The following is a 21,176-nucleotide window of genomic DNA, read 5'->3' on the forward strand; positions in this document are numbered from 1 at the left end:
CGTCAACCATCTCGGCCCGCGTCCGGTGCGGCCAGCGTCTCGGCCGCCGCGATCGCGCTGAGCACCGCGCGGGCCTTGTTGCTGGCCTCGGTGAACTCGTACGGGCCGTTCGAGTCGGCCACCACCCCGCCACCGGCCTGCACGTAGGCGGTGCCGTCGCGCATCAGCGCGGTGCGGATGGCGATCGCGAAATCGGCGTTGCCGGCGAAGTCCAGGTAGCCGACCACACCGCCGTACAGGCCGCGGCGCGTCTTCTCGACCTCCTCGATGAGCTCCATGGCGCGCACCTTCGGCGCCCCGGACAGCGTGCCCGCGGGAAAGCAGGCCGTCACCGCGTCCAGGGCGGTCCGGCCCGCGCCGAGCATCCCGGTCACCGTCGACACCAGGTGCATGACGTGGCTGTAGCGCTCGATGTGGCTGTAGTCGTCGACGCGCACGGTGCCCGGCGCGCAGACCCGGCCGAGGTCGTTGCGGCCCAGGTCGACCAGCATCAGGTGCTCGGCGCGCTCCTTCTCGTCGGCGAGCAGCTCCTTTTCCAGCAGCTGATCCTCTTCCTCCGACTGCCCGCGCCACCGGGTGCCCGCGATGGGGTGGGTCGTCGCCCAGCCGTCGCTGACGGTGACCAGCGCCTCCGGGCTGGATCCCACGATCGAAAAGTCGGTCGCGCCATCGCCGTTCGGCACGTGCAGCAGGTACATGTACGGGCTGGGGTTGGTGGCCCGCAGCATCCGGTAGACGTCGATCGGGTCGGCGGGGGTGTCCATCTCGAACCGTTGCGAGGGCACCACCTGGAACGCCTCGCCGGCCGCGATCTGCTCGACGAGGTAGTCGACGATCTTGGTGTACTCCTCGGCGCTGCGCTGGGACCGGTGCCGGGGTCGGGGCCTGGCGAACGTCGCGACCGTCGACGGCAGCGGCTGACCGAGCGCCGCCGTCATCACGTCGAGGCGGGCGGTGGCGTCGTCGTAGGCCTCGTCGACGCGCTCGTCGGTGCCGTTCCAGTTCACGGCGTTGGCGATCAGCGTGATGGTGCCCTCGTGATGGTCGACCGCCGCCAGGTCGGTAGCCAGCAGCAGCAGCATCTCGGGCAGTTGCAGATCGTCGACGACCAGTTCCGGCAGGCGTTCCAGGCGGCGCACCATGTCGTAGGAGAAGAAGCCGACCATGCCGCCCGACAGCGGCGGCAGGCCGGGCGGCGCCCCGGTGGCCAGCAGTTCCAGGGTGTCCCGCAGCGCCTGCAGCGGCTCGCCGCCGGTGGGCGCGTCCCGGGGCGCGGCGCCCAGCCAGACCGCCTCGCCGTCGCGCACGGTCAGCGCCGACGGCGCCCCAGCCCCGATGAAGGACCACCGCGACCAGGACCGACCGTTCTCGGCGGACTCCAGCAAAAACGTCCCCGGGCGGTTGGCGGCGAGTTTGCGGTAGGCCGACAGCGGCGTCTCGGCGTCGGCCAGCACCTTGCGGGTCACCGGAACGACGCGGTGTTGCGCTGCCAGCAGGCGGAACTCCTCACGGGAGGTCGTCGCGGCGAGATGGTCGTGCACCGACCTATTTTCGCAGACGTCGGGAAAACACCCGCGACCGTGACGTCATGGCGCTTTCGACGGCGGTTTTTGGCCGAGCCGTCACGCTCGCGCCCGCCCTGGGCCCCGGCGTAGCGTCACCGCCATGAAACCTGGTGACACCGTGGCCGACTTCGAGCTTCCCGACCAGACGGGGACGCCGCGCAAGCTCAGCGACCTGCTCTCCGGTGGACCGGTCGTCCTGTTCTTCTACCCGGCCGCGATGACGCCCGGCTGCACCAAGGAGGCGTGCCACTTCCGCGACCTGGCGGCCGAATTCGCCGACGTCGGCGCCAACCGAGTCGGCATCAGCGCCGACCCGGTGAGCAAGCAGGCCAAGTTCGCCGACCTGCGCAACTTCGACTACCCGCTGCTGTCGGACGCCGACGGCGCGGTCGCCGCGCGATTCGGCGTCAAGCGCGGCCTGCTCGGCAAGCTCATGCCCGTCAAGCGCACGACCTTCGTCATCGACACCGATCGCACGGTGCTCGACGTGATCTCCAGCGAGTTCAACATGGACACCCATGCCGACAAGGCGCTGGCGACGCTGCGGGGACGCGCTTAAGAGTCTGCGCAGGGGTTCAGTGAGCGCCGGCGGCCAGTTGTTGCCGCACGGCCTGCAGTATCGAGCCCGCGGCGAGGAACGCCGGTTTGGTCTGGTCCGCGGATTCGACGGGAAGGTCGGCGGCGCGACGCAGCACCATCAACGCGAGCGCGGTGTACGTCGCGTACGGCACGATCAGGAAGTTGGCCCGGGCCTGCGCGCCGTTGACCGTCATCACGTGCTGGCGCTTGTGCTCCCACCCGCGCCAGTTGAAGTCGGGCGGCCGTTGCAGCGGCGGCCAATTGACGTTGATCGAGCCGATCTCGCCGAGCAGCGGCGTCAGCACCGCGATCAGGCCGGGAAGTTCGTTGGTCATGCGGTCCGTGCGCGGCCACCACGCACCGTCGATCTCGCGGCCGAGCTCGCGCGCCACCGAAAGCCTCAGCGAGTCGACTTTGCGCCGGCCCCTCAGCGGGTAGGTCACCGGAAGTTTCGCCGCGCGGAGCGCCTGCTGGTTATCGCCACGGTCAGCGGTTCCTTCCTCGACCGGCGTCGACCACCCCGCGGGCGCGGGACGACGGAGGAATCGCATTGCCCGCGGGTACCACCCGCCCGGTGGCGGTCGACCGCCACCGCCGACAACGAAACGGCTCAGAGGCGACATTACGCCACGGCGGCGCCGTCAGCCCGGCACCCGGGGTCCGGCTCAGGGATTGATCGCCAAGAACACATAGGCGGCGAGCAGCACCAGGTGCAGCTCGCCCTGCAGCCGGGTGGCCCGCCCCGGCACCACGGTGAGCATGCTGATCACGACGGTCAGCGCCAGCAGGACCAGCTGCAGGGCGCCGAGCCCGAGGACCAGCGGCCCCTTCAGCCAGATCGACGCGAGGGCGATCGCCGGGATGGTGAGCCCGATGCTGGCCAGCGCCGAACCGTAGGCCAGGTTGAGGCTCGTCTGGATCCGTCCGCGCCGCGCCGCGCGCACCGCCGCGAGCGTCTCCGGCAGCAGCACCAGGGCCGCGATGACCACGCCGACGAACGTCTGCGGAAAGCCGGCGGCGGTCACCGCGTGCTCGACGGCCGGCGATTCCTTCTCCGCCAGGCCCACCACCGCCAGCAGGGCGAGCAGCAACAGCGCGAGGCTGCCCAGCGCCGCGCGGTTGGAGGGCGGATCGGCGTGGCTCTCGCCCTCGAGCAGGCGCTTCTGACCGCGCTGCGCGACCGGCAGGAAGAAGTCGCGATGCCGGATGGTCTGGGTGAAGGCGAACAACAGATACAGCCCCAGCGAGGCGACCGCGGCGAATGCCAGCTGGCCGGGCGAGAATTCGCGGCCGACGTGGCTGGTGGTGAACGCCGGCAGCACCAGGCTCAGGGTCGCCAGCGTGGTGAGGGTGGCCAGCGCGGCCCCGCTCCCCTCGGCGTTGAACAGGGTCACGCCGTAGCGGCGCGAACCCAGCAACAGCGACAGCCCGGCGATGCCGTTGGTGGTGATGATCACCGCGGCGAACACGGTGTCGCGGGCCAGCGTCGCCGCCTCGTTCCCGCCGGAGGCCATCAGCTCGACGATGAGCGCCACCTCGATCACGGTCACGGCGGCGGCCAGCACCAGCGACCCGAAGGGCTCGCCCACCCGCGCCGCGACCACCTCGGCGTGATGGACACCGGCCAGCACCGCGCCGATCAGCAGCGCCGCGGCCAACACGACCAGCGCCGGGCCCAGCTCTGCGCCCCAGATCAGTGCCAGCACGACGACCGAGAGCGGGGGCACCACCGCGGTCCAGGACACCCGTTTCAGCATCGCCCGCCATTCTTGTGTAAAGCGGCGGCGAGCGCTCGGGGCGACGCGGCGGAACGAACCGCGGTGGCCGCCGGGACCGGCTCAGTAGCATGCTCACATGCCGCGACCCGAGGGCCTCCGCGAGAACGAGGTGTTCGCCGGTTACACCATCATCCGGCGTCTGGGGGCCGGCGGGATGGGCGAGGTGTACCTGGCGCAGCACCCGCGGCTGCCGCGCCGGGACGCCCTGAAGATCCTGCCGCCGGATCTGACCGCGGATTCCGAATTCCGGCAACGGTTCAACCGCGAGGCCGACCTGGCCGCCGGTCTCTACCACGAGCACATCGTCGGTATCCACGACCGCGGCGAGTACGACGGGCAGCTGTGGATCTCGATGGACTACGTCGACGGCATCGACGCGGACAAGCTGATGCGCGCCCAGTACCCCGGCGGCATGCCTCGCGACCAGGTGGTCGAGATCGTCGCCGCGGTCGCCGACGCGCTCGACTACGCCCATGCCCGCGGGCTGCTGCACCGCGACGTCAAACCCGCCAACATCCTGCTCGGCTCCGCGCAGTCCGCCCGGCGCCGGATTGTGCTGGCCGACTTCGGCATTGCCCGGGAGCTCGGCGAGATCAGCGGCCTGACAGCCACCAACATGCTGGTGGGTACGGCGGCGTATTGCTCGCCGGAACAGCTGCGGGGTTCCGATCTCGACGCCCGGGCCGACCAGTACGCGCTGGGATGCACGGCGTTGCACCTGTTGACGGGGTCAGCCCCGTTCCAGCACGCGAATCCGGCGGTGGTGATCGGTCAGCATCTGTCGGCCCCGCCGCCGCGCGTCGGCGAGCGGCGACCCGACCTCGCCGACCTCGACCCCGTCATCGCCAGGGCGCTGGCCAAAAGCCCGGACGCCCGCTACCCGACGTGCGCGGAATTCGCGGCCGCGCTCGCCGGCGGCACCGCGCCGGCCGCCGCACCCACCGAGGTCATCTCGTCGCCGACGCAAGTGATCCCGGCGGCCACCCCGCCCGCCGCGCCGACGGCGCGGCGCGGCCGCCCCGGGCGCGCGGCGATCGTCGCGGCGCTGGTGGCCCTCGCGCTGGTCGGGGTCGCCGTGGCCGTCGGTGTGCGCATCTCCGGTGGCCATGCCGGCCACGGCACCCGGCCCGGCGCCTCCGCACAGCCGGCCGCGCCGGCGCCCGGCGCCGGCGTCCCGCCGTCGTCGTCGATCACGCTGTCCAACCAGGTGACCGACCAGTCGGGCGTCCTGACCCCGGCCGAGCGCCTCGCGGTCGAACGGGCGGTCACCAAGCTCTACAACGCGCGCGGCACCCGGCTGTGGGTGGTCTACGTCAAGAGCTTCGGCGGCCTCAAGCCGTTCCGGTGGGCCGAGCAGACCATGCGCGCCAACGGTTTCACCGACACCGACGCGATGCTGGCGATCGCCACCGACCAGCCGTCCTTCTCTTTCCGGGTACCGGGCGCGGTGGTCAACGGCAAGGCCATCGACGTGGAAGTGATTCGCCGCGACCGCATCGAGCCGGCCGTGGCGCGCCGGGAGTGGACGCGCGCGGCGCTGGCCGCCGCCAACGGGCTGGACGTGGCGCCCGCCTAGCTCTCGGATTCCATCAGCACGTCGGCGTCGAAGCAGCTGTGGTCGCCGGTGTGACAGGCCCCGCCGACCTGGTCGACCGTCAGCAGCACCGCGTCGCCGTCGCAGTCCAGCCGCACCGAGTGCACGCGCTGGGTATGCCCCGACGTCGCCCCCTTGACCCACTGCTGGGAGCGGGAACGCGAATAGTACGTGGCCTCGCGGGTTTCCAGCGTGCGGGCCAGCGCGTCGTCGTCCATCCACGCGACCATCAGCACGTCGCCACTGCCGCGCTCCTGCACCACGGCGGTGAACAGACCGTCGGCGTTGCGCTTGAGCCGCGCCGCGATGGCGGGATCCAGGGTCATCGCACCGTGATCCCTTCCGCGGCCATCGCGGCCTTGACCTGCCCGATGGTCAGCTCCCGGAAGTGAAAGACGCTGGCCGCCAACACCGCATCGGCGCCGGCGGCGACGGCGGGGGCGAAGTGCTCCGCCGCCCCGGCGCCGCCGCTGGCGATCACCGGCACCGTGACGGCCGCGCGCACCGCCTGCAGCATCGCCAGGTCGAACCCGGCCTTGGTGCCGTCGGCGTCCATCGAGTTCAGCAGGATCTCCCCCACCCCCAGCTCGGCGCCGCGGGCGGCCCACTCGACGGCGTCGATCCCCGTTCCGCGCCGGCCCCCGTGGGTGGTGACCTCCCAGCCCGACGGAGTCGGCTCGGGCCCGTCCGGCCCGATCGGCACCGTGCGCGCGTCGACCGACAGCACGATGCACTGGGAGCCGAATTGGCGTGCCATGTCGGCGAGCAGGTCAGGACGGGCGATCGCGGCGGTGTTCACCGAGACCTTGTCGGCGCCGGCGCGCAACAGCACGTCGACGTCGGCGACCGTGCGCACCCCGCCGCCGACAGTCAGCGGGATGAAGACCTGCTCGGCCGTGCGGCGCACCACGTCGAGCATGGTGGCGCGCCCCGACGAGGACGCGGTCACGTCGAGGAACGTGAGCTCGTCGGCACCCTCGGCGTCGTACGCGGCGGCCAGCTCCACAGGATCGCCCGCGTCCCGCAGGTTTTCGAAGTTGACCCCCTTCACCACCCGTCCGGCGTCGACGTCCAGGCAGGGTATGACGCGCACGGCAAGCCCACTGGCAGCTGAGTTCGCGGGCGGCCTGGACATCTCAGTAGTCCTCCGGTGTGCCCGTGCCGCGCAGGATCTCGAGGATCTCGGCGTGCGTGGTGGGCGCCGCGGCCAGCGCCGAGCGCGACGACGGAGTCCACGGTTCGCCGGCCAAATTGGTGACCATGCCGCCCGCTGCCTGCACCAGCGCCACCCCGGCGGCGTGGTCCCACACGTGGCCGCCGAAACTGATTGCGGCACCGAGTATCCCGTCGGCGACGTAGGCGAGGTCCAGGCCGGTGGAGCCGTGCATGCGCAGGCGCGAGCACACCCTGCTCAAGTTCTCCAGCACCGCGATGCGGTAGCGCCCCGGATACAGTCCCCGGGCGTCGGCGCTGAACGAACCGGCGCCGATCAGCGCGTCACCGAGCCCCACGGGGGCCAGCGGGGGTTGCGGGACACCGTTTTTCACCAACGGGCCGCCCGCCACCGCGGTGTATCGCTGACCGGTGAACGGCAGCCACGTCAGGCCGGCCACCGGTTCGCCGTCGTGCAGCAGGCCCAACAGGATCCCGGTCATCGGCGAGCCGGCCGCGTAGTTGAACGTGCCGTCGACCGGGTCGAGCACCCACACCCACTCCGAGTCGACGTCCTCGCCGCCGAATTCCTCGCCGTGCACGCCGATCCCGGTCGCCTCGGTGAGCGCGGCGACCACCTGGCGTTCGATGGCCAGGTCGACGTCGGTGGCGAAGTCGTTGCCCTTCTTGCGCACCGCCGAATCGGCGCGGTGGCCCGCGAGGAACGGCTCCGCCGCGTCGTCGAGGATCGCCGACGCCTTCTCGACCAGCGCGTCCAAGTCCATCGCGGCCCTTACTCCCCCACCGCGGCCAACGCCTGCGGCAGCGTGAACCGCCCGGCGTAGAGCGCCTTGCCGACGATGGCTCCCTCGACCCCGCGGCCGGCCGGGGTGACCAGGTCGGACAGGGCTCGCAGGTCGTCCAGGCTCGACACACCGCCGGACGCGATCACCGGCACATCGGTGCGGTCCGCGACCGCGGCCAACAGCTCGAGGTTGGGCCCACCGAGCGTGCCGTCCTTGGTGACGTCGGTAACCACGAAGCGTGAACAACCCTCGCGGTCAAGGCGATCCAGCACTTCCCACAGGTCTCCGCCGTCGGTCTCCCAGCCGCGTCCTCGCAGCCGGTGCTCACCTTGCGGGTTGCCCTTGTCGATCTGCACGTCGAGCCCCACCGCCACTCTGTCGCCGTGTTCGGCGATCGCCTTCGCGCACCACCGCGGGTTCTCCAGCGCCGCGGTCCCGAGGTTGACCCGCGCGCAGCCGGTGGCCAGCGCCGCGGCCAGGGAGTCGTCGTCGCGGATCCCGCCGGACAGCTCCACGTTCACGTCGAGCTTGCCCACCACCTCGGCGAGCAGCTCGCGGTTGGAGCCGCGACCGAACGCGGCGTCCAGGTCGACCAGGTGGATCCACTCGGCGCCGTCGCGCTGCCAGCCCAGCGCGGCGTCGAGCGCCGAGCCGTACTCGGTTTCGCTGCCGGCCTTGCCCTGCACCAGGCGCACGGCGCGGCCCTCCACGACGTCGACCGCGGGCAACAGAATCAACACGCCTTCTCCTTCGCGCCGAGACCGCAACCGGCGACGCGTCCCCTCGATATCCGCCTGGCGGAGCGCAATTTTGCCCCGTTCATCACAGTCCCTTCACCCAATTGTTCAGCACGGCCGCACCGGCGTCACCGCTCTTCTCGGGGTGAAACTGCGTGGCCGACAGCGCCCCGTCCTCCACCGCGGCCAGGAACCTGTCGTGATGGGTGGCCCACGTCAGCAGCGCCTCCGGTGAGCCTTCCCAGCGCCGGGCGGCGTAGGAGTGCACGAAGTAGAACCGGGTGCCGGCGTCCAGACCCTCGAACAGCGCGCTGCCGGGGGCGGAGGCGACGACGTTCCAGCCCATGTGGGGGATCACCGGGGCGTCGAGCCGGGTGACGGCTCCCGGCCACTGCCCGCAGCCCTGCGTCTGGACCCCGAACTCGACGCCGCGCGCGAACAGGATCTGCATCCCGACGCACACCCCGAGGACGGGACGCGCCCCGGCGACCCGCTCGGCGATGATGCGCTCGCCCTCGATCTTGCGCAGGCCGGTCATGCAGGCCTCGAAGGCGCCGACGCCGGGAACCACCAACCCGTCGGCGTTGGCGGCGGCGTCGGCGTCGGCGGTCACCTCCACCGACGCGCCGACCCGCTCCAGCGCGCGCTGCGCCGAGCGCAGATTACCGGAGCCGTAGTCCAGGACCACGACGGATTTACTTGTCACAAAACACCTTTGGTGGAGGGCACGCCGGACACCCGCGGGTCGGGTTCGACGGCCTGGCGCAGCGCGCGGGCCACCGCCTTGTACTGCGCCTCCGTGATGTGGTGCGGGTCGCGCCCGTAGAGAACCCGGACGTGCAGCGCGATACGGGCGTTCATCGCGAGCGTCTCGAACACGTGCCGGTTGATGACCGTGTGGTAGGGCACCGAACTGCCCGCAATCGTGGTGTGCTGCAGGTGGTCCGGCTCCCCGGTGTGCACGCAGTACGGCCGGCCGGACACGTCGACCGCGGCGTGGGCCAGCGTCTCGTCCATCGGAATGAACGCGTCCCCGAACCTGCGGATGCCCCTCTTGTCACCCAGCGCCTGCCCCAGCGCCTGACCCAGCACGATCGCGGTGTCCTCGATCGTGTGATGCCCCTCGATCTCGACGTCGCCCTTGGTGCGCACGGTCAAATCGAAGCTGGCGTGGCTGCCCAGCGCGGTCAGCATGTGGTCGTAGAACGGCACTCCGGTGTCGACGTCCACCCGGCCGGTGCCGTCGAGGTCGAGGTCGACGACGATGTCGGATTCCTTGGTGCGGCGCTCGATTCGCGCGCGCCGCGCGGTCGTTCCGGTTTCGGTGGCGGTCACGGTGCTCCTACGGGGGTGGCGGGGGCCAGCTCGGTGACGGCGATGTGGGCGCTGGCCCGCAGCAACGCGTCGTTCTCCTCGGCCAGGCCCGTGGTGGCGCGCAGGTAACCCGGAATGCCGACGTCGCGGATGAGCACCCCGGCGTCCAGGTAGCGCCGCCAGGCGGCCGGCGCGTCGGCGAACTCGCCGAACAGCACGAAATTCGCGTCGCTGGGGATCACCCGGAAGCCCATGCCGCTCAGCGCTTTTGCGACGCGCTCGCGTTCGGCGATCAGCGCCGCCACGCTGCCCAGGGTGTCGTCCGCGTGCCGCAGCGCTGCGCGGGCGGCCGCCTGGGTGACCGACGACAGGTGATAGGGCAGCCGCACCAACAGCATCGCGTCGATCACCGCCGGGGTGGCGATCAGGTACCCCAGGCGGCCGCCGGCGAAGGCGAACGCCTTGCTCATGGTGCGGGTGACGACGAGCTTGGCCGGATACTCCCGGACCAGCGCGATCGCGCTGGGCTGCGAGGAGAACTCCGCGTACGCCTCGTCGACGATCGCGATGCCGGGCACCACGTCGAGCAGCCGCCGCAGGTCCTGCAGCGAAACGCTTTGACCCGACGGGTTGTTGGGGCTGGCGAGGAACACCACGTCGGGTCGGTATTCGACCACGGCGGCGACGGCCTTCTCGATGTCGAGGCTGAAGTCGTCGGCGCGGGCCGCTTCGAGCCAATCGGTGCGGGTGCTGTCGGAGATGATCGGGTGCATCGAGTAAGACGGCACGAAGCCGATGGCGCTGCGTCCCGGCCCACCGAACGCCTGCAGCAGCTGCTGCAGGATCTCGTTGGAACCGTTTGCCGCCCAGACATTCTCGACACCCACGGCAACCCCGGTCTGCGCGCTCAGGTAGGCGGCCAGGTCGTCGCGCAGGGCCACCGCGTCGCGGTCGGGATAGCGGTGCAGGTCGGCTGCCGCCTCGGCCACCGAACGCACCACGTCGTCGACCAGCGCCCTGCTCGGCGGGTGCGGGTTCTCGTTGGTGTTCAGCCGCACGGGGACGGCCAATTGCGGTGCGCCGTACGGGGATTTGCCCCGCAGGTCCGCGCGCAGCGGCAGGTCGTCCAGGGTCGGCTCGGGTCCGGTCATCGTTCGAACCTCCGCCGCACCGCCTCGCCGTGGGCCGGCAGGTCTTCCTCCCTGGCCAGGGTGACGACGTGGCCGGACACGTCCTTGAGCGCCGCCTCGGTGTAGTCCACGACGTGGATGCCGCGCAGGAAGGTCTGCACCGACAGCCCGCTGGAATGCCGGGCGCTGCCCGCGGTCGGCAGCACATGATTGGATCCTGCGCAGTAGTCGCCGAGGCTCACCGGCGAGTAGGGACCGACGAAGATCGCTCCGGCCGAGCGGATTCGGCCGGCCACCCGGTGGGCGTCCGCGGTCTGGATCTCCAGGTGTTCGGCGGCGTAGGCGTTGACGACCGTGACGCCCGCATCCAGGTCGTCGACCAGGATGATCGCCGACTGCGGCCCGCCGAGCGCAGCGGTCACCCGTTCGCGGTGCACGGTGGTCCGCAGTTGGGCGGCCACCTCGGCGTCGGTGGCGGCGGCCAGGTCCGCGCTCGGCGTGACCAGCACGCTGCCCGCCATCTCGTCGTGCTCGGCCTGGCTGATCAGGTCGGCGGCCACATGCGCCGGGTCGGCGGTGTGGTCGGCCAGGATCGCGATCTCGGTGGGGCCGGCCTCGGCGTCGATGCCGACCTGCGAACGGCACAGCCGCTTGGCGGCGGTGACGTAGATGTTGCCGGGGCCGGTGATCATGTCGACCGGCCGCAACTGCGTCCCGTCGGTGTCGGTGCCGCCGTAGGCCAGCAGCGCGACGGCCTGGGCACCGCCGACGGCCCACACCTCCTCGACCCCGAGCAGCCGGGCCGCGGCCAGGATCGTCGGGTGCGGCAGGCCGCGCAACCGGCCCTGCGAGCGGGCCTGCGGCGGGCTGGCCACCACCAGTGAATCGACGCCCGCGGCCTGGGCCGGCACCACGTTCATCACCACGCTCGACGGGTAGACGGCGTTGCCGCCCGGCACGTAGAGCCCGACGCGCTCGACGGGGACCCATCGCTCGGTCACCGTCGCGCCCGGGCCCAGCGTGGTGGTGACGTCGGCACGACGCTGGTCGGCGTGCACCGCGCGGGTGCGGTCGATCATCACCTGCAGGGCGTCGGAGACGTCGGGGTCCAGCGCGGCCAGCGCCGCCTCCAGCGCCTCGTCGGGCACTCGCACGGCCGGGGGCCGCACGCCGTCGAAGGACTCCCCGAACTCCAGGGCCGCTTCGGCCCCGCGCTCGGCGACGGCCTCGACGATCGGGCGTACCCGTGGCAGCACGGCCTCCACGTCGGCGCCCCCGCGCGGCAGCGCCGCCCGCAGCCGCGCGGCCGTCAGCTCCGCGCCCCGCAGGTCGATGCGGGCCATCGGCGACGGTTGAATGGTGGTCACGTTGCCCATTGTCCCAGAGCAACTCAAGTCCATTTCGGACCGGTACAGTGCCGGTGAGCAGGCCCACACCCCCGCTTCCAGAGGGAGCCGTCATGTCCGCGAAAGATCATCCCAACAACGCCCCGGGCGTCCCGATGGTATTCCCGGTCTGGTTCGAGCGACTCCAGATCAAATACATCAATCCGGCGCTGCGGCCCGTCGCGCGCTTTCTACCGGCAACGGCGACGATCAAGCATCGCGGTCGCACCTCCGGCAAGTCTTACGAGACGATCGTGACGCCGTATCGCAAGGGCAACGTGCTCGCCATCGCGCTGGCCCACGGGAAGACGAACTGGGCCAAGAACGTGCTGGCCGCCGGCGGTGCGGACGTGCAGTTCAGCGGCCGTCGAAAGGTGCACATCACCAATCCGCGGATCCTGCCCGCCGGCTACGACGGCCCCGACGCCGCGGACCTGCCGCGCATGGCGCGTATGCAGCTGCGCCGGGTCGGGGTGTTCGTGGGCGACATCGCCTGAGCTTTGCTCGGGCGATGTGCGCCGAGTGTGCTGTGGCGGCGTTGAGTGTGCAGTGGCGGCGTTGAGTGTGCAGTGGCGGCGGCGAGTGTGCAGTGGCGGCGTTGAGCGTGCAGCCACGGCGTTGAGTGTGCTGTGGCGGCGTTGAGTGTGCAGCCATGGCGGCGACACGCCGACAAACCCCGCCAAGGACGCACACTCAACGCCCAGAACGCACTCAACGCGGGAAGCGGCCGAGACACCCGGCCAGATCACCTGAGCTCGCCATCGCCTGAGCTCCGCCGCTTCGCGGCCCGTCGGGCGGCGGCGAGTGTGCAGTGGCGGCGCCGAGTGTGCTGGGGCGGCGTCGAGCGTGCAGCCGCGGCGTCGAGTGTGCAGCCACGGCGTCGAGCGTGCAGCGATGGCGGCGACACGCCGACAACCCCGCCAAGGACGCACACTCAACGCCCAGAACGCACACTCAACGCAGGAAGCGGCCGAGACACCCGGCCAGATCACCTGAGCTCGCCATCGCCTGAGCTCCGCCGCTTCGCGGCCCGTCGGGCGGCGGCGAGTGTGCAGTGGCGGCGTTGAGTGTGCTGGGGCGGCGTCGAGCGTGCAGCCACGGCGGCGAGCGTGCAGCCACGGCGTTGAGTGTGCAGCCACGGCGGCGACACGCCGACAAACCCCGCCGAGGACGCACACTCAACGCCGAGAACGCACACTCAAGGCCAAGAACGCCCAAACCGCAGCGAGCCGGACGAGGAGCCCGCGAATCACATGTCCAGGCCGATGTCGAGCACTCGCACCGAATGGGTCAGCGCCCCGACGGCCAGGTAATCGACACCGGTCGCGGCGTACGTCGCGGCGTTCTCGAGGCACAGGCCCCCGGACGACTCGAGCAGCACCGCGGGCGCCTGGGAGTCCCGGCGCTGGACGGCTATCTGCGTCTGCCACACCGGGAAGTTGTCCAGCAGGACGAGTTCGGGTTTCTCGGGGAGCACCTCGTCCAGCTGCTCGAGCGAGTCCACCTCGACCTCGCATGGCAGGTCGGGCGCGGCTTCGCGCACCGCACGCAGCGCCTCCACCACCGAACCGGCGGCCGCCACATGGTTGTCCTTGATCAGCGCCGCGTCGCCCAGCCCCAGGCGGTGGTTGACGCCGCCGCCGACCCGCACCGCGTACTTCTGCAGCAGCCGCAGGCCGGGCAGGGTCTTGCGAGTGTCGCGGACCTTGGCCTTGGTGCCGTGCACGGCGTCGACCCAGGCGGCCGTCGCGGTGGCGATCCCCGACAGGTGGCAGATCAGGTTCAGCATGGTCCGCTCCGCGGTCAGCAGGCCGCGGGTCTCGGCCCGCACCGTCAGCACCGCGCGGCCGGGCTGCGTCCGCGCCCCCTCGTCGACGCGGTCCAGCACTTCGTAGCCGCCGGCGCCCAGCACCTCGTCGAGCACCAGCAGGGCTACGTCCAACCCGGCGATCACGCCCGCCTCCCGCGGCACCATCGCGGCCGTGGCCCGAACGCCGGCGGGTACCGTCGCGACGGTGGTGACGTCGGGCCCGTAGCGCAGGTCTTCCTCGAGGCCGCGCCGCACGGTGTCCTTGGCGACGGCCAGTTCGGCGTCGGTCAGCATGGTCAACCCACCACCGCCAGCGCCTCCACCAGCACCGCGTTCCCGTCGGCCGCCAGCCGCAGCACGCTGCTGCGCGCCTGCTCGGCGGCGGTGTCCGGGTACTCCGCGCGGTGGTGGCACCCCCGGCTCTCCTTGCGGGCCAGCGCCGCGGCGGTCACCGCGCGGGCGGCCATCGCCAGTGCGACGTCCTCGAAGTCGCGGCGGCTCGCGACCGTGCGGCGCCCGGCCCCGGACAGCATGTCGGACAACCGGCCCAGGCCGACGGCGTCGCGCACCACCGAGGCGTCGCGGCTCATCGCGCCTTGCAGCGCGGCGCGCTCGGGGGCGGTGTGGGTGAACGGCTCGACGGTCCCGACGGGCACCGGGCGCGCACCCCCGACGGCCGCGGCATGCCCGGCCGCGGCCCGGCCGGCGCGCCCGCCGACCACCAGGCCCTCCAGCAGGCTGTTGGAGGCCAGCCGGTTGGCGCCGTGCATGCCGGTGCGGGCCACCTCGCCCGTGGCGTAGAGGCCGGGCAGCTCGGTCTGGCCGCACACGTCGGTGACGACGCCGCCGCAGCTGTAATGGGCCCCCGGCACGACGGGGATGGGCTGTCTGACGGGGTCGACGCCGGCGGCGCGGCAGGCGGCGGTCACCGTGGGGAACCGGGCCGCGAAGCCGTCGATGCCGCGGGCGTCGAGGAACACGCACGGGTCCCCGGTCGCCTTCAGCCGGGCGTCGATGGCCCCCGCGACGACGTCGCGCGGCGCCAGGTCGCCCATCGGGTGAACGCCCGCGGTCACCGGATTGCCTTGGCGGTCAACCAGTTTCGCGCCCTCACCGCGGATGGCCTCGGTCACCAGCGGGCGACGCCCGCCGGCGCGGCCGGCGTAGAGCATGGTCGGATGGAACTGGATGAACTCCAGGTCGCTGACCGCGACGCCGGCCCACAGCGCCAGGGCGATTCCGTCGCCGGTGGAACCCTCGGGGTTGGTGGTGGCGCTGTAGAGGTGGCCCAGCCCGCCGGACGCCAGGATCACCGAGGGCGCGCTGATGACCCCGTATCCGTCCTGGTTGCCGACCACCACCCCGGTGACGCCGCCGTCGTCGTGCAGCACCCGTAGCGCCACGTGGCCGGTGCGGACGTCGAGGGTGGCCGCGGCGTGGTCGAGCGCGCGCTGCACCTCGGCGCCGGTCGCGTCGCCGCCGGCGTGCACGATGCGGCGCCTGGAGTGCCCGCCCTCGCGCGTCAGCGCCCACTGCCCGGGCAGCGATTCGTCGAACCGCGCCCCGGCACCGACCAGGTCGGACACCGCGCGGTAGCCGTCGGCGACGATCGAGCACACCGCGTCCGGGTCGCACAGACCTGCCCCGGCGGCCAGGGTGTCGGCGACGTGCGCCTCGACGGAGTCGTCGTTGCCGGGCAACACGACCGCGATGCCGCCCTGTGCGTAGTGGGTCGCGGTCACCCCGCGGGCCTGGTCGGCCTTGCTCAGGACGACGACGCGGCGACCGGCGCGGTGCGCGGCGAGCGCGGCGGCCAGTCCCCCGACGCCGGTTCCGATGACGACGACGTCGGCGGAGTCCGTCCAGCCGCGGGCGATCATTCGCCGCCGCCCGGCTGGCCGATCGCGATCATGCGCTGGACGCTGCGCCGGGCCGCCGCGGCGATCTGCGGGTCGACGTCGACTTCGTCGGCCCCCTCGACCAGGCAGCGCAGCAGCGCCGCCGGGGTGATCATCTTCATGTACTTGCAGGACGCCCGATCGTTGACGGCCCGGAAGTCGACCTGCGGTGCGGCCCGCCGCAGCTGGTAGAGCATGCCGACTTCGGTGGCGACCAGCACCTGGCGGGCCCGTGTGGCGGTCGCGGCGTCGAGCATGCCGCCCGTGGACAGGATCTTCACCCGGTCGGCCGGGAAGGCTCCCTCCCCGGCGAGGTACAAAGCCGAAGTGGCACAACCACATTCGGGGTGGACGTACAGCTCGGCGTCGGGGTGCGCGCGGGCCTGCTCGGTGAGCTCCTCGCCGTTGATGCCGGCGTGCACGTGGCACTCGCCCGCCCACACGTGCAGGTTGGTGCGACCGGTCATTCGGCGCACGTGGGCGCCGAGGAATTGGTCCGGGCAGAACAGCACCTCGCGGTCGGGGTCGATGGATGCGACCACGTCGACGGCGTTGGACGAGGTGCAGCAGATGTCGGTGAGCGCCTTGACCGCGGCGCTGGTGTTGACGTAGGAGACGACGACCGCGCCGGGGTGTTCGTCCTTCCAGGCGCGCAGGTCGTCGGGGGTGATGGAGTCGGCCAGCGAGCAGCCCGCCCGCTGATCGGGGATCAGGACGGTCTTCTCGGGGCTGAGGATCTTGGCGGTCTCGGCCATGAAGTGCACGCCGCAGAACACGATCGTGTCCTCGGGCGCCTCCGCGGCGATGCGCGACAGCGCCAGCGAGTCGCCGACGTGGTCGGCGACGTCCTGGATGGCGGGCAGCTGGTAATTGTGGGCGAGCAAGGTGGCGTTGCGCAGGTCGGCGAGCCGGCGAACCTGGGCCGCCCACCGCTCGTCGGCGGCGACGCCGCCGTAACCGGCGGGCGAATCGGTGATGTCGGCGACCATGTCCGCTGAAGCGTCTGTGTCCGTGTCCATGCGATGCACAACCGTCACCTCAGCTCCTTTCAGTCCAGGAGGTTTTCGACTTATAATCGAAAACATGGCCCATGGTAGCACCGCCCACGAAGTGCTTGCGGTCGTGTTCCAGGTTCGCCACACCACCGAGCCGGCCGCGGGTCAGGTTAAGAAGGCCTCGCGGACAGCGAAACCGCAGCTTAACGTGCTGTTATGGCAGCGTGCCCAAGATCCGCAAAAGGGCACGTGGTCGCTGCCCGGCGGCCGGCTGCGCAACGACGAGGACATGATCACCTCGGTGCGCCGGCAATTGGCCGAAAAGGTCGACCTGAAGGAGCTGGCACACCTCGAGCAACTGGCGGTGTTCTCCGATCCCAACCGGGTGCCGGGGCCACGGGTGATCGCGTCGACCTTCCTGGGACTGGTGCCCTCGCCCGCCACCCCCGAGCTGCCCGCCGACACCCGCTGGCACCCGGTCAGCTCGCTGCCGCCGATGGCCTTCGACCACGGGCCGATGGTCACCCACGCCCGCACCAGGCTGGTCGCCAAGCTGTCCTACACCAACATCGGATTCGCCTTGGCACCGAGGGAATTCGCTCTTTCAACCTTGCGCGACATCTACGGCGCCGCGCTCGGGTACCAGGTCGACGCGACAAACCTGCAGCGGGTGCTGGTCCGCCGCGGCGTCATCCGGCAGACCGGCACCATCGCGCAGTCCGGCCGCAGCGGCGGCCGGCCGGCCGCGCTCTACCACTTCACCGACTCGCGGCTGCGGGTCACCGACGAGTTCGCCGCGCTCCGGCCGCCGGGACCGCCCGGCCCACTCTGAGGACCCGCCGCGCCGGCACCGCGCAAGGAGCTCCGGGTGAAACGCCGGTAAATTGAGCGCTAACGTGGCCCGCGCCACGCCCGGCCGCTCACGGGAAGTGGCTCACAGCGCAGCGATCACGTTTTGGCCAGCCGTTCGTTCGTACGCGAGAATGCCGGATGGCCCAGAAGGGAGCCTCAATGGCCGAGTTCGGCAACCTGGCAGGCACGCACGGCGCGGAGTGGATCGCCCGTCCGCCACACGAGGAACTGCAGCGCAAGGTGCGTCCGCTGCTGCCCGCGGACGACCCGTTCTACCAGCCGCCGCTGGGTTTCCAGCACGCCGAGCCGGGGACGGTGCTGCGCTCGCGCGACGTCGAGCTGGCCTTTTTGGGTCTGGTGCCCCAGCCGATCAGGGCCGTGCAGCTGCTCTACCGCAGCATGGACATGAACGGCGAACCCGAGGCGACGGTGACCACGGTGATCGTGCCGCGGGAGACGAGCCCGGAGCGCCCGTGCCCGCTGCTGTCCTACCAGTGCGCGATCGACGCCGTGTCGTCGCGGTGCTTTCCGTCCTACGCGCTGCGCCGCCGCGCCAAGGCCCTCGGTTCGGTCGGCCAGTTCGAGTTGTTGCTGATCTCCGCCGCCGTGGCGGAGGGCTGGGCGGTCTCGGTGCCCGACCACGAGGGCCTGCGGGGGCTGTGGGGCGCGCCCTACGAGCCGGGTTACCGCGTCCTGGACGGCATCCGCGCCGCGCTCGGCTCGGAGCGGCTGGGGTTGTCGGCGCAAGCCCCGATCGGGCTGTGGGGCTACTCCGGTGGCGGGCTGGCCAGCGCCTGGGCCGCCGAGATGAGCGGACAGTATGCGCCCGAACTCGACATCGTGGGGGCGGTGCTGGGCTCTCCCGTCGGCGACCTCGGTCACACCTTCCGCAGGCTCAACGGCAGCCTGCTGTCCGGCCTGCCCGCGCTGGTGGTGGCCGCGCTGGCCCACATCTACCCCGACCTCGACCGCGTCATCAAGGAGCACGCCAACGAAGAGGGGCGGGCGCTGCTCGAGTCGCTCGAGAGGATGACCACCGTCGAGGCGGTCCTGCGGATGGCCCGCAAGGACATGGGCGACTACCTCGACGAACCCCTCGAGAACATCCTGTCGACGCCCGAAGTGACGTACGTGTTCGACAACATCAAACTCGGCGCCGCGGTGCCGACGCCCCCGGTGCTGATCGTGCAGGCCGTGCACGACTACCTCATCGACGTCCACGACATCGACGAGCTCGCCGACGCCTACTCGGCCGGCGGCGCCCGGGTCACCTATCACCGCGACGCGTTCAACGAGCACATGCTGCTGCATCCGCTGTCGGCCCCGATGACGCTGCGCTGGCTGACCGACCGGTTCAACCGCCGGCCGCTGACCGAGCACCACATCAGGACGACGTGGCCGACGATGTTCCACCCGATGACCTACGTGGGGATGGCGCGGCTGGCGAAGATCGCGGCCAAGGTCGTCCTCGGCAGGAAGATCCACCGCCGCCCGCTGTAGCCGGGACCGCTACGACACCGGGGCGTGTGGCTCCAGCGTGTTCGACGCTCGGCCGGAGAGCGGGTGGGCGCCCAGGTCGTCGCGGGCGTCGGCGGCCGCGAGGACCGCGTACACCAGCGCGCCGATGGCCGCCGGCCACAGCAGCGTGATCGCGACCTGCGCGGGCGCGTCCGAGAAGAACACCGGCGGTGCCTGGTAGACGTACGCCACCGACGGGTGGCCGGCGGGTAGGGGCACCGCGTCGAAGTTCAGCGCGCCGTAGCGCAGCCGCACCAGCGCCGCGCCGGTCGCCGACGCGGCGGTGGCCGCGGCGGCCAGGCCGATCGTCAGCCCGACGGCCATCCCGGGGCCGCGGTGCCCGCGCCACTGCCAGGCCAGCACCGCCGCGACCACCGCCAGCACCGTCAGCAGGCCCAGCATCAGGCACGGCGCGTCGAAGAAGTGCTGGGACTCGTCGCCGAGGTAGTCATGGACCCGTTCCCCGGCCTTCGTCATCGCCACCACCGCGTGGATCGGCGGCGCGATCCAGGCCCACAGCCCGCCGAGCACCACACCGGTCGCCGCCGAACCGCACACGGCGACGACGATCGCGCGCGTTCGCGACGAGCGCGAGACGGGGTCGGGGGGTCCGGAAAGCTGCGGCCCGGCCGGCGCGGTCATCGTTGCGCCTCCAGGTCGGCCGAATCCACCTGCCCGTGCCGCGAGCACCGCGCGCGCCAGCCGTCGGGACGGACCTGCACCACCATCCGGCGTCCGCATTCCGCGCAGAATCGGGGCGGCTCGAGCCCGAGCCGCGCGGCGGCCGGCACCGCCCCGCCCGCCGACGTGCCCAGCGATTCCCCGGTGTAGACGTTGTAGACGCCGGCGGAGACCGGAGCGCCCAGATCGCGAACCACGACTTCCCCCGCCCGGCGACTACAGGCTCGCGTTGAGCGCCTTGATGGGCATCTGCAGGTCGTCGAGCAGCTGCAGATCGGCTTCGGCGGGCCGCCCGAGCGTCGTGAGGTAGTTCCCGACGATCACCGCGTTGATGCCGCCCAGGATGCCCTGCTTGGCGCCCAGGTCGCCCAGGGTGATCTCCCGGCCGCCGGCGAACCGCAGGATCGTGCGCGGCAACGCCAGGCGGAAGGCGGCCACCGACTTCAGCGCCTCGGTCGCCGGCAGCACCTCGAGGTCGCCGAACGGCGTGCCGGGGCGGGGGTTGAGGAAGTTCAGCGGCACCTCGTCAGGATCGAGCTGCGCGAGCTCGGCGGCGAATTCGGCGCGCTGCTCGGGCGTCTCGCCCATGCCGAGGATGCCGCCGCAGCACACCTCCATGCCGGCGTCGCGGACCATCGACAGCGTCTGCCAGCGCTCCTCCCACGTGTGGGTGGTGACCACGTTGGCGAAGAACGACCGGGCGGTCTCCAGGTTGTGGTTGTAGCGGTGCACGCCCATCGCCGCGAGCTGCTGCACCTGCTCGGCGGTCAGCATCCCCAGCGAGCAGGCGATGTTGATCTCGACCTCGTCGCGGATCGCCTCGATGCCGGCCGCGACCTGCGCCATCAACCGCTCGTCGGGTCCGCGCACGGCGGCCACGATGCAGAACTCCGTGGCGCCGGACTTGGCGGTCTGCTTGGCCGCCTCGACCAGGCTGGGGATGTCCAGGCGGGCGCTGCGCACCGGCGACGCGAACAGGCCCGACTGCGAGCAGAAGTGGCAGTCCTCGGGGCAGCCGCCGGTCTTGAGGCTGATGATTCCCTCGACCTCGACGTCGGGCCCGCACCAGCGCATCCGCACCTCGTGGGCCAGCGCCAGCAGGTCCTCGAGCCGGTCGTCGGGCAGGCGCAGCACGTCGAGCACCTGCTCGCGGCTCAGCCCGTCACCCTGCGCCAGCACCTGCCGCCGCGCCACCGCGAGGATGTCGCCCGAGTCGTCGGCGTCGGTCGTCGGTCGCGTTGCCGCTTGAGTCACCAGCACTCCCCTGCATGTCGGTGGCCGAGCGTCGAACCGGCGGCCGGAATTAATCGGTGTTCCACGTAGGGTAGCCGTGCGCGAATGCGCGAAGGCCACGAGGGCGAGGCCCCGGTGCCGGCGATCGC

The 21,176-nt window shown here is 71.7% G+C and carries 22 protein-coding genes; 5 read left to right on the forward strand and 17 right to left on the reverse strand.

Features of this window, described 5'->3' with window-relative positions:
* Positions 1-2 precede the first annotated feature (2 nt).
* Positions 3-1,541, reverse strand: a complete 1,539-nt coding sequence (locus G6N48_RS08490) for an anthranilate synthase component I (RefSeq protein ID WP_085270718.1) — start codon at positions 1,539-1,541, stop codon at positions 3-5.
* A gap of 124 nt (positions 1,542-1,665) precedes the next feature.
* Between G6N48_RS08490 and G6N48_RS08495 the strand changes: the two genes are divergently transcribed.
* Positions 1,666-2,124 (forward strand): peroxiredoxin, encoded by a 459-nt coding sequence (locus tag G6N48_RS08495; protein WP_085270717.1) that lies wholly within the window; start codon positions 1,666-1,668, stop codon positions 2,122-2,124.
* A 16-nt stretch (positions 2,125-2,140) separates the two neighbouring features.
* On the opposite strand, the gene G6N48_RS08500 is transcribed toward G6N48_RS08495, so the two are convergent.
* Both G6N48_RS08500 and G6N48_RS08505 read right to left on the reverse strand, forming a co-directional pair.
* Complete coding sequence (locus tag G6N48_RS08500; RefSeq protein WP_085270774.1) at positions 2,141-2,575, reverse strand: DUF5994 family protein; 435 nt, start codon at positions 2,573-2,575, stop codon at positions 2,141-2,143.
* A gap of 234 nt (positions 2,576-2,809) precedes the next feature.
* Positions 2,810-3,901, reverse strand: a complete 1,092-nt coding sequence (locus G6N48_RS08505) for a calcium:proton antiporter (RefSeq protein ID WP_085270716.1) — start codon at positions 3,899-3,901, stop codon at positions 2,810-2,812.
* A 97-nt stretch (positions 3,902-3,998) separates the two neighbouring features.
* Between G6N48_RS08505 and G6N48_RS08510 the strand changes: the two genes are divergently transcribed.
* Complete coding sequence (locus G6N48_RS08510; RefSeq protein WP_085270715.1) at positions 3,999-5,498, forward strand: serine/threonine-protein kinase; 1,500 nt, start codon at positions 3,999-4,001, stop codon at positions 5,496-5,498.
* Here G6N48_RS08510 and hisI read toward each other — a convergent pair.
* From hisI to hisD, 8 genes are all read right to left on the reverse strand, one after another.
* Positions 5,495-5,842, reverse strand: coding sequence for a phosphoribosyl-AMP cyclohydrolase (gene hisI / locus G6N48_RS08515; RefSeq protein WP_085270714.1), 348 nt, complete (start codon positions 5,840-5,842; stop codon positions 5,495-5,497). The genes G6N48_RS08510 and hisI overlap by 4 nt on opposite strands.
* The gene (gene hisF / locus G6N48_RS08520; RefSeq protein WP_085270713.1) at positions 5,839-6,651 is read right to left on the reverse strand and encodes an imidazole glycerol phosphate synthase subunit HisF; all 813 of its coding nucleotides are present in this window, start codon (positions 6,649-6,651) and stop codon (positions 5,839-5,841) included. Before hisF ends, hisI begins: the two co-directional genes overlap by 4 nt.
* Before the next feature lies 1 nt (position 6,652).
* Positions 6,653-7,453: an inositol monophosphatase family protein gene (locus G6N48_RS08525; protein ID WP_085270712.1), complete on the reverse strand. Its 801-nt coding sequence runs from the start codon at positions 7,451-7,453 to the stop codon at positions 6,653-6,655.
* 8 nt (positions 7,454-7,461) lie between these two features.
* A complete protein-coding gene (priA, locus tag G6N48_RS08530) occupies positions 7,462-8,214 on the reverse strand; it encodes a bifunctional 1-(5-phosphoribosyl)-5-((5-phosphoribosylamino)methylideneamino)imidazole-4-carboxamide isomerase/phosphoribosylanthranilate isomerase PriA (protein WP_085270711.1) in 753 nt (250 codons plus the stop codon).
* Positions 8,215-8,296: 82 nt separating this feature from the next.
* Positions 8,297-8,917 carry an imidazole glycerol phosphate synthase subunit HisH gene (gene hisH, locus G6N48_RS08535; protein ID WP_085270710.1) on the reverse strand — a complete coding sequence of 207 codons (621 nt, stop codon included), beginning with the start codon at positions 8,915-8,917 and terminating at the stop codon, positions 8,297-8,299.
* On the reverse strand, positions 8,914-9,546 hold the full coding sequence (hisB, locus tag G6N48_RS08540; RefSeq protein WP_085270709.1) for an imidazoleglycerol-phosphate dehydratase HisB: 633 nt from the start codon (positions 9,544-9,546) through the stop codon (positions 8,914-8,916). Before hisB ends, hisH begins: the two co-directional genes overlap by 4 nt.
* Complete coding sequence (locus G6N48_RS08545) at positions 9,543-10,676, reverse strand: histidinol-phosphate transaminase (protein ID WP_085270708.1); 1,134 nt, start codon at positions 10,674-10,676, stop codon at positions 9,543-9,545. Before G6N48_RS08545 ends, hisB begins: the two co-directional genes overlap by 4 nt.
* Positions 10,673-12,031 carry a histidinol dehydrogenase gene (gene hisD, locus G6N48_RS08550; protein WP_085270707.1) on the reverse strand — a complete coding sequence of 453 codons (1,359 nt, stop codon included), beginning with the start codon at positions 12,029-12,031 and terminating at the stop codon, positions 10,673-10,675. The genes G6N48_RS08545 and hisD overlap by 4 nt, the downstream gene beginning before the upstream one ends.
* 83 nt (positions 12,032-12,114) lie before the next feature.
* Here hisD and G6N48_RS08555 point away from each other — a divergent pair, with 83 nt between their 5' ends.
* Positions 12,115-12,537, forward strand: a complete 423-nt coding sequence (locus G6N48_RS08555) for a nitroreductase family deazaflavin-dependent oxidoreductase (RefSeq protein WP_085270706.1) — start codon at positions 12,115-12,117, stop codon at positions 12,535-12,537.
* A gap of 752 nt (positions 12,538-13,289) precedes the next feature.
* Here G6N48_RS08555 and nadC read toward each other — a convergent pair.
* From nadC to nadA, 3 genes are read right to left on the reverse strand one after another with little or no spacing between them, the layout of a single operon-like run.
* Positions 13,290-14,144, reverse strand: a complete 855-nt coding sequence (gene nadC, locus G6N48_RS08560; protein ID WP_139825917.1) for a carboxylating nicotinate-nucleotide diphosphorylase — start codon at positions 14,142-14,144, stop codon at positions 13,290-13,292.
* A 2-nt stretch (positions 14,145-14,146) separates the two neighbouring features.
* Entirely contained in the window at positions 14,147-15,730 is a 1,584-nt protein-coding gene (locus tag G6N48_RS08565) for an L-aspartate oxidase (RefSeq protein ID WP_085270704.1), read from the reverse strand.
* Positions 15,727-16,767, reverse strand: a complete 1,041-nt coding sequence (gene nadA, locus G6N48_RS08570; protein ID WP_179969932.1) for a quinolinate synthase NadA — start codon at positions 16,765-16,767, stop codon at positions 15,727-15,729. Before nadA ends, G6N48_RS08565 begins: the two co-directional genes overlap by 4 nt.
* A gap of 64 nt (positions 16,768-16,831) precedes the next feature.
* Between nadA and G6N48_RS08575 the strand changes: the two genes are divergently transcribed.
* Entirely contained in the window at positions 16,832-17,575 is a 744-nt protein-coding gene (locus G6N48_RS08575; protein WP_085270702.1) for an NUDIX hydrolase, read from the forward strand.
* Between the two features lie 179 nt (positions 17,576-17,754).
* Positions 17,755-19,095, forward strand: a complete 1,341-nt coding sequence (locus G6N48_RS08580) for a lipase family protein (protein WP_085270773.1) — start codon at positions 17,755-17,757, stop codon at positions 19,093-19,095.
* A 9-nt stretch (positions 19,096-19,104) separates the two neighbouring features.
* Here the strand turns inward: G6N48_RS08580 and G6N48_RS08585 are convergent, their stop codons facing one another.
* From G6N48_RS08585 to bioB, 3 genes are read right to left on the reverse strand one after another with little or no spacing between them, the layout of a single operon-like run.
* The gene (locus tag G6N48_RS08585; RefSeq protein ID WP_085270701.1) at positions 19,105-19,755 is read right to left on the reverse strand and encodes a DUF2567 domain-containing protein; all 651 of its coding nucleotides are present in this window, start codon (positions 19,753-19,755) and stop codon (positions 19,105-19,107) included.
* Positions 19,752-19,991, reverse strand: a complete 240-nt coding sequence (gene bsaP / locus G6N48_RS08590) for a biotin synthase auxiliary protein BsaP (protein ID WP_085270700.1) — start codon at positions 19,989-19,991, stop codon at positions 19,752-19,754. The genes G6N48_RS08585 and bsaP overlap by 4 nt, the downstream gene beginning before the upstream one ends.
* A gap of 19 nt (positions 19,992-20,010) precedes the next feature.
* Entirely contained in the window at positions 20,011-21,048 is a 1,038-nt protein-coding gene (gene bioB, locus G6N48_RS08595; protein WP_085270772.1) for a biotin synthase BioB, read from the reverse strand.
* Positions 21,049-21,176: the final 128 nt, after the last annotated feature.

Source organism: Mycobacterium parmense (genome assembly GCF_010730575.1).
Taxonomy (GTDB): Bacteria; Actinomycetota; Actinomycetes; order Mycobacteriales; family Mycobacteriaceae; genus Mycobacterium; species Mycobacterium parmense.

What these genes read in the sequence shown, in the direction of transcription:
- G6N48_RS08495 (WP_085270717.1), top strand. Translation starts at nt 1,666, where the DNA reads ATGAAACCTGGTGACACCGTGGCCGACTTCGAGCTTCCCGACCAGACG.
- G6N48_RS08505 (WP_085270716.1), bottom strand. Translation starts at nt 3,901, where the DNA reads ATGCTGAAACGGGTGTCCTGGACCGCGGTGGTGCCCCCGCTCTCGGTC.
- G6N48_RS08510 (WP_085270715.1), top strand. Translation starts at nt 3,999, where the DNA reads ATGCCGCGACCCGAGGGCCTCCGCGAGAACGAGGTGTTCGCCGGTTAC.
- hisI (WP_085270714.1), bottom strand. Translation starts at nt 5,842, where the DNA reads ATGACCCTGGATCCCGCCATCGCGGCGCGGCTCAAGCGCAACGCCGAC.
- hisF (WP_085270713.1), bottom strand. Translation starts at nt 6,651, where the DNA reads ATGTCCAGGCCGCCCGCGAACTCAGCTGCCAGTGGGCTTGCCGTGCGC.
- G6N48_RS08525 (WP_085270712.1), bottom strand. Translation starts at nt 7,453, where the DNA reads ATGGACTTGGACGCGCTGGTCGAGAAGGCGTCGGCGATCCTCGACGAC.
- G6N48_RS08545 (WP_085270708.1), bottom strand. Translation starts at nt 10,676, where the DNA reads ATGACCGGACCCGAGCCGACCCTGGACGACCTGCCGCTGCGCGCGGAC.
- hisD (WP_085270707.1), bottom strand. Translation starts at nt 12,031, where the DNA reads ATGGGCAACGTGACCACCATTCAACCGTCGCCGATGGCCCGCATCGAC.
- G6N48_RS08555 (WP_085270706.1), top strand. Translation starts at nt 12,115, where the DNA reads ATGTCCGCGAAAGATCATCCCAACAACGCCCCGGGCGTCCCGATGGTA.
- nadC (WP_139825917.1), bottom strand. Translation starts at nt 14,144, where the DNA reads ATGCTGACCGACGCCGAACTGGCCGTCGCCAAGGACACCGTGCGGCGC.
- G6N48_RS08565 (WP_085270704.1), bottom strand. Translation starts at nt 15,730, where the DNA reads ATGATCGCCCGCGGCTGGACGGACTCCGCCGACGTCGTCGTCATCGGA.
- nadA (WP_179969932.1), bottom strand. Translation starts at nt 16,767, where the DNA reads ATGGACACGGACACAGACGCTTCAGCGGACATGGTCGCCGACATCACC.
- G6N48_RS08575 (WP_085270702.1), top strand. Translation starts at nt 16,832, where the DNA reads ATGGCCCATGGTAGCACCGCCCACGAAGTGCTTGCGGTCGTGTTCCAG.
- G6N48_RS08580 (WP_085270773.1), top strand. Translation starts at nt 17,755, where the DNA reads ATGGCCGAGTTCGGCAACCTGGCAGGCACGCACGGCGCGGAGTGGATC.
- G6N48_RS08585 (WP_085270701.1), bottom strand. Translation starts at nt 19,755, where the DNA reads ATGACCGCGCCGGCCGGGCCGCAGCTTTCCGGACCCCCCGACCCCGTC.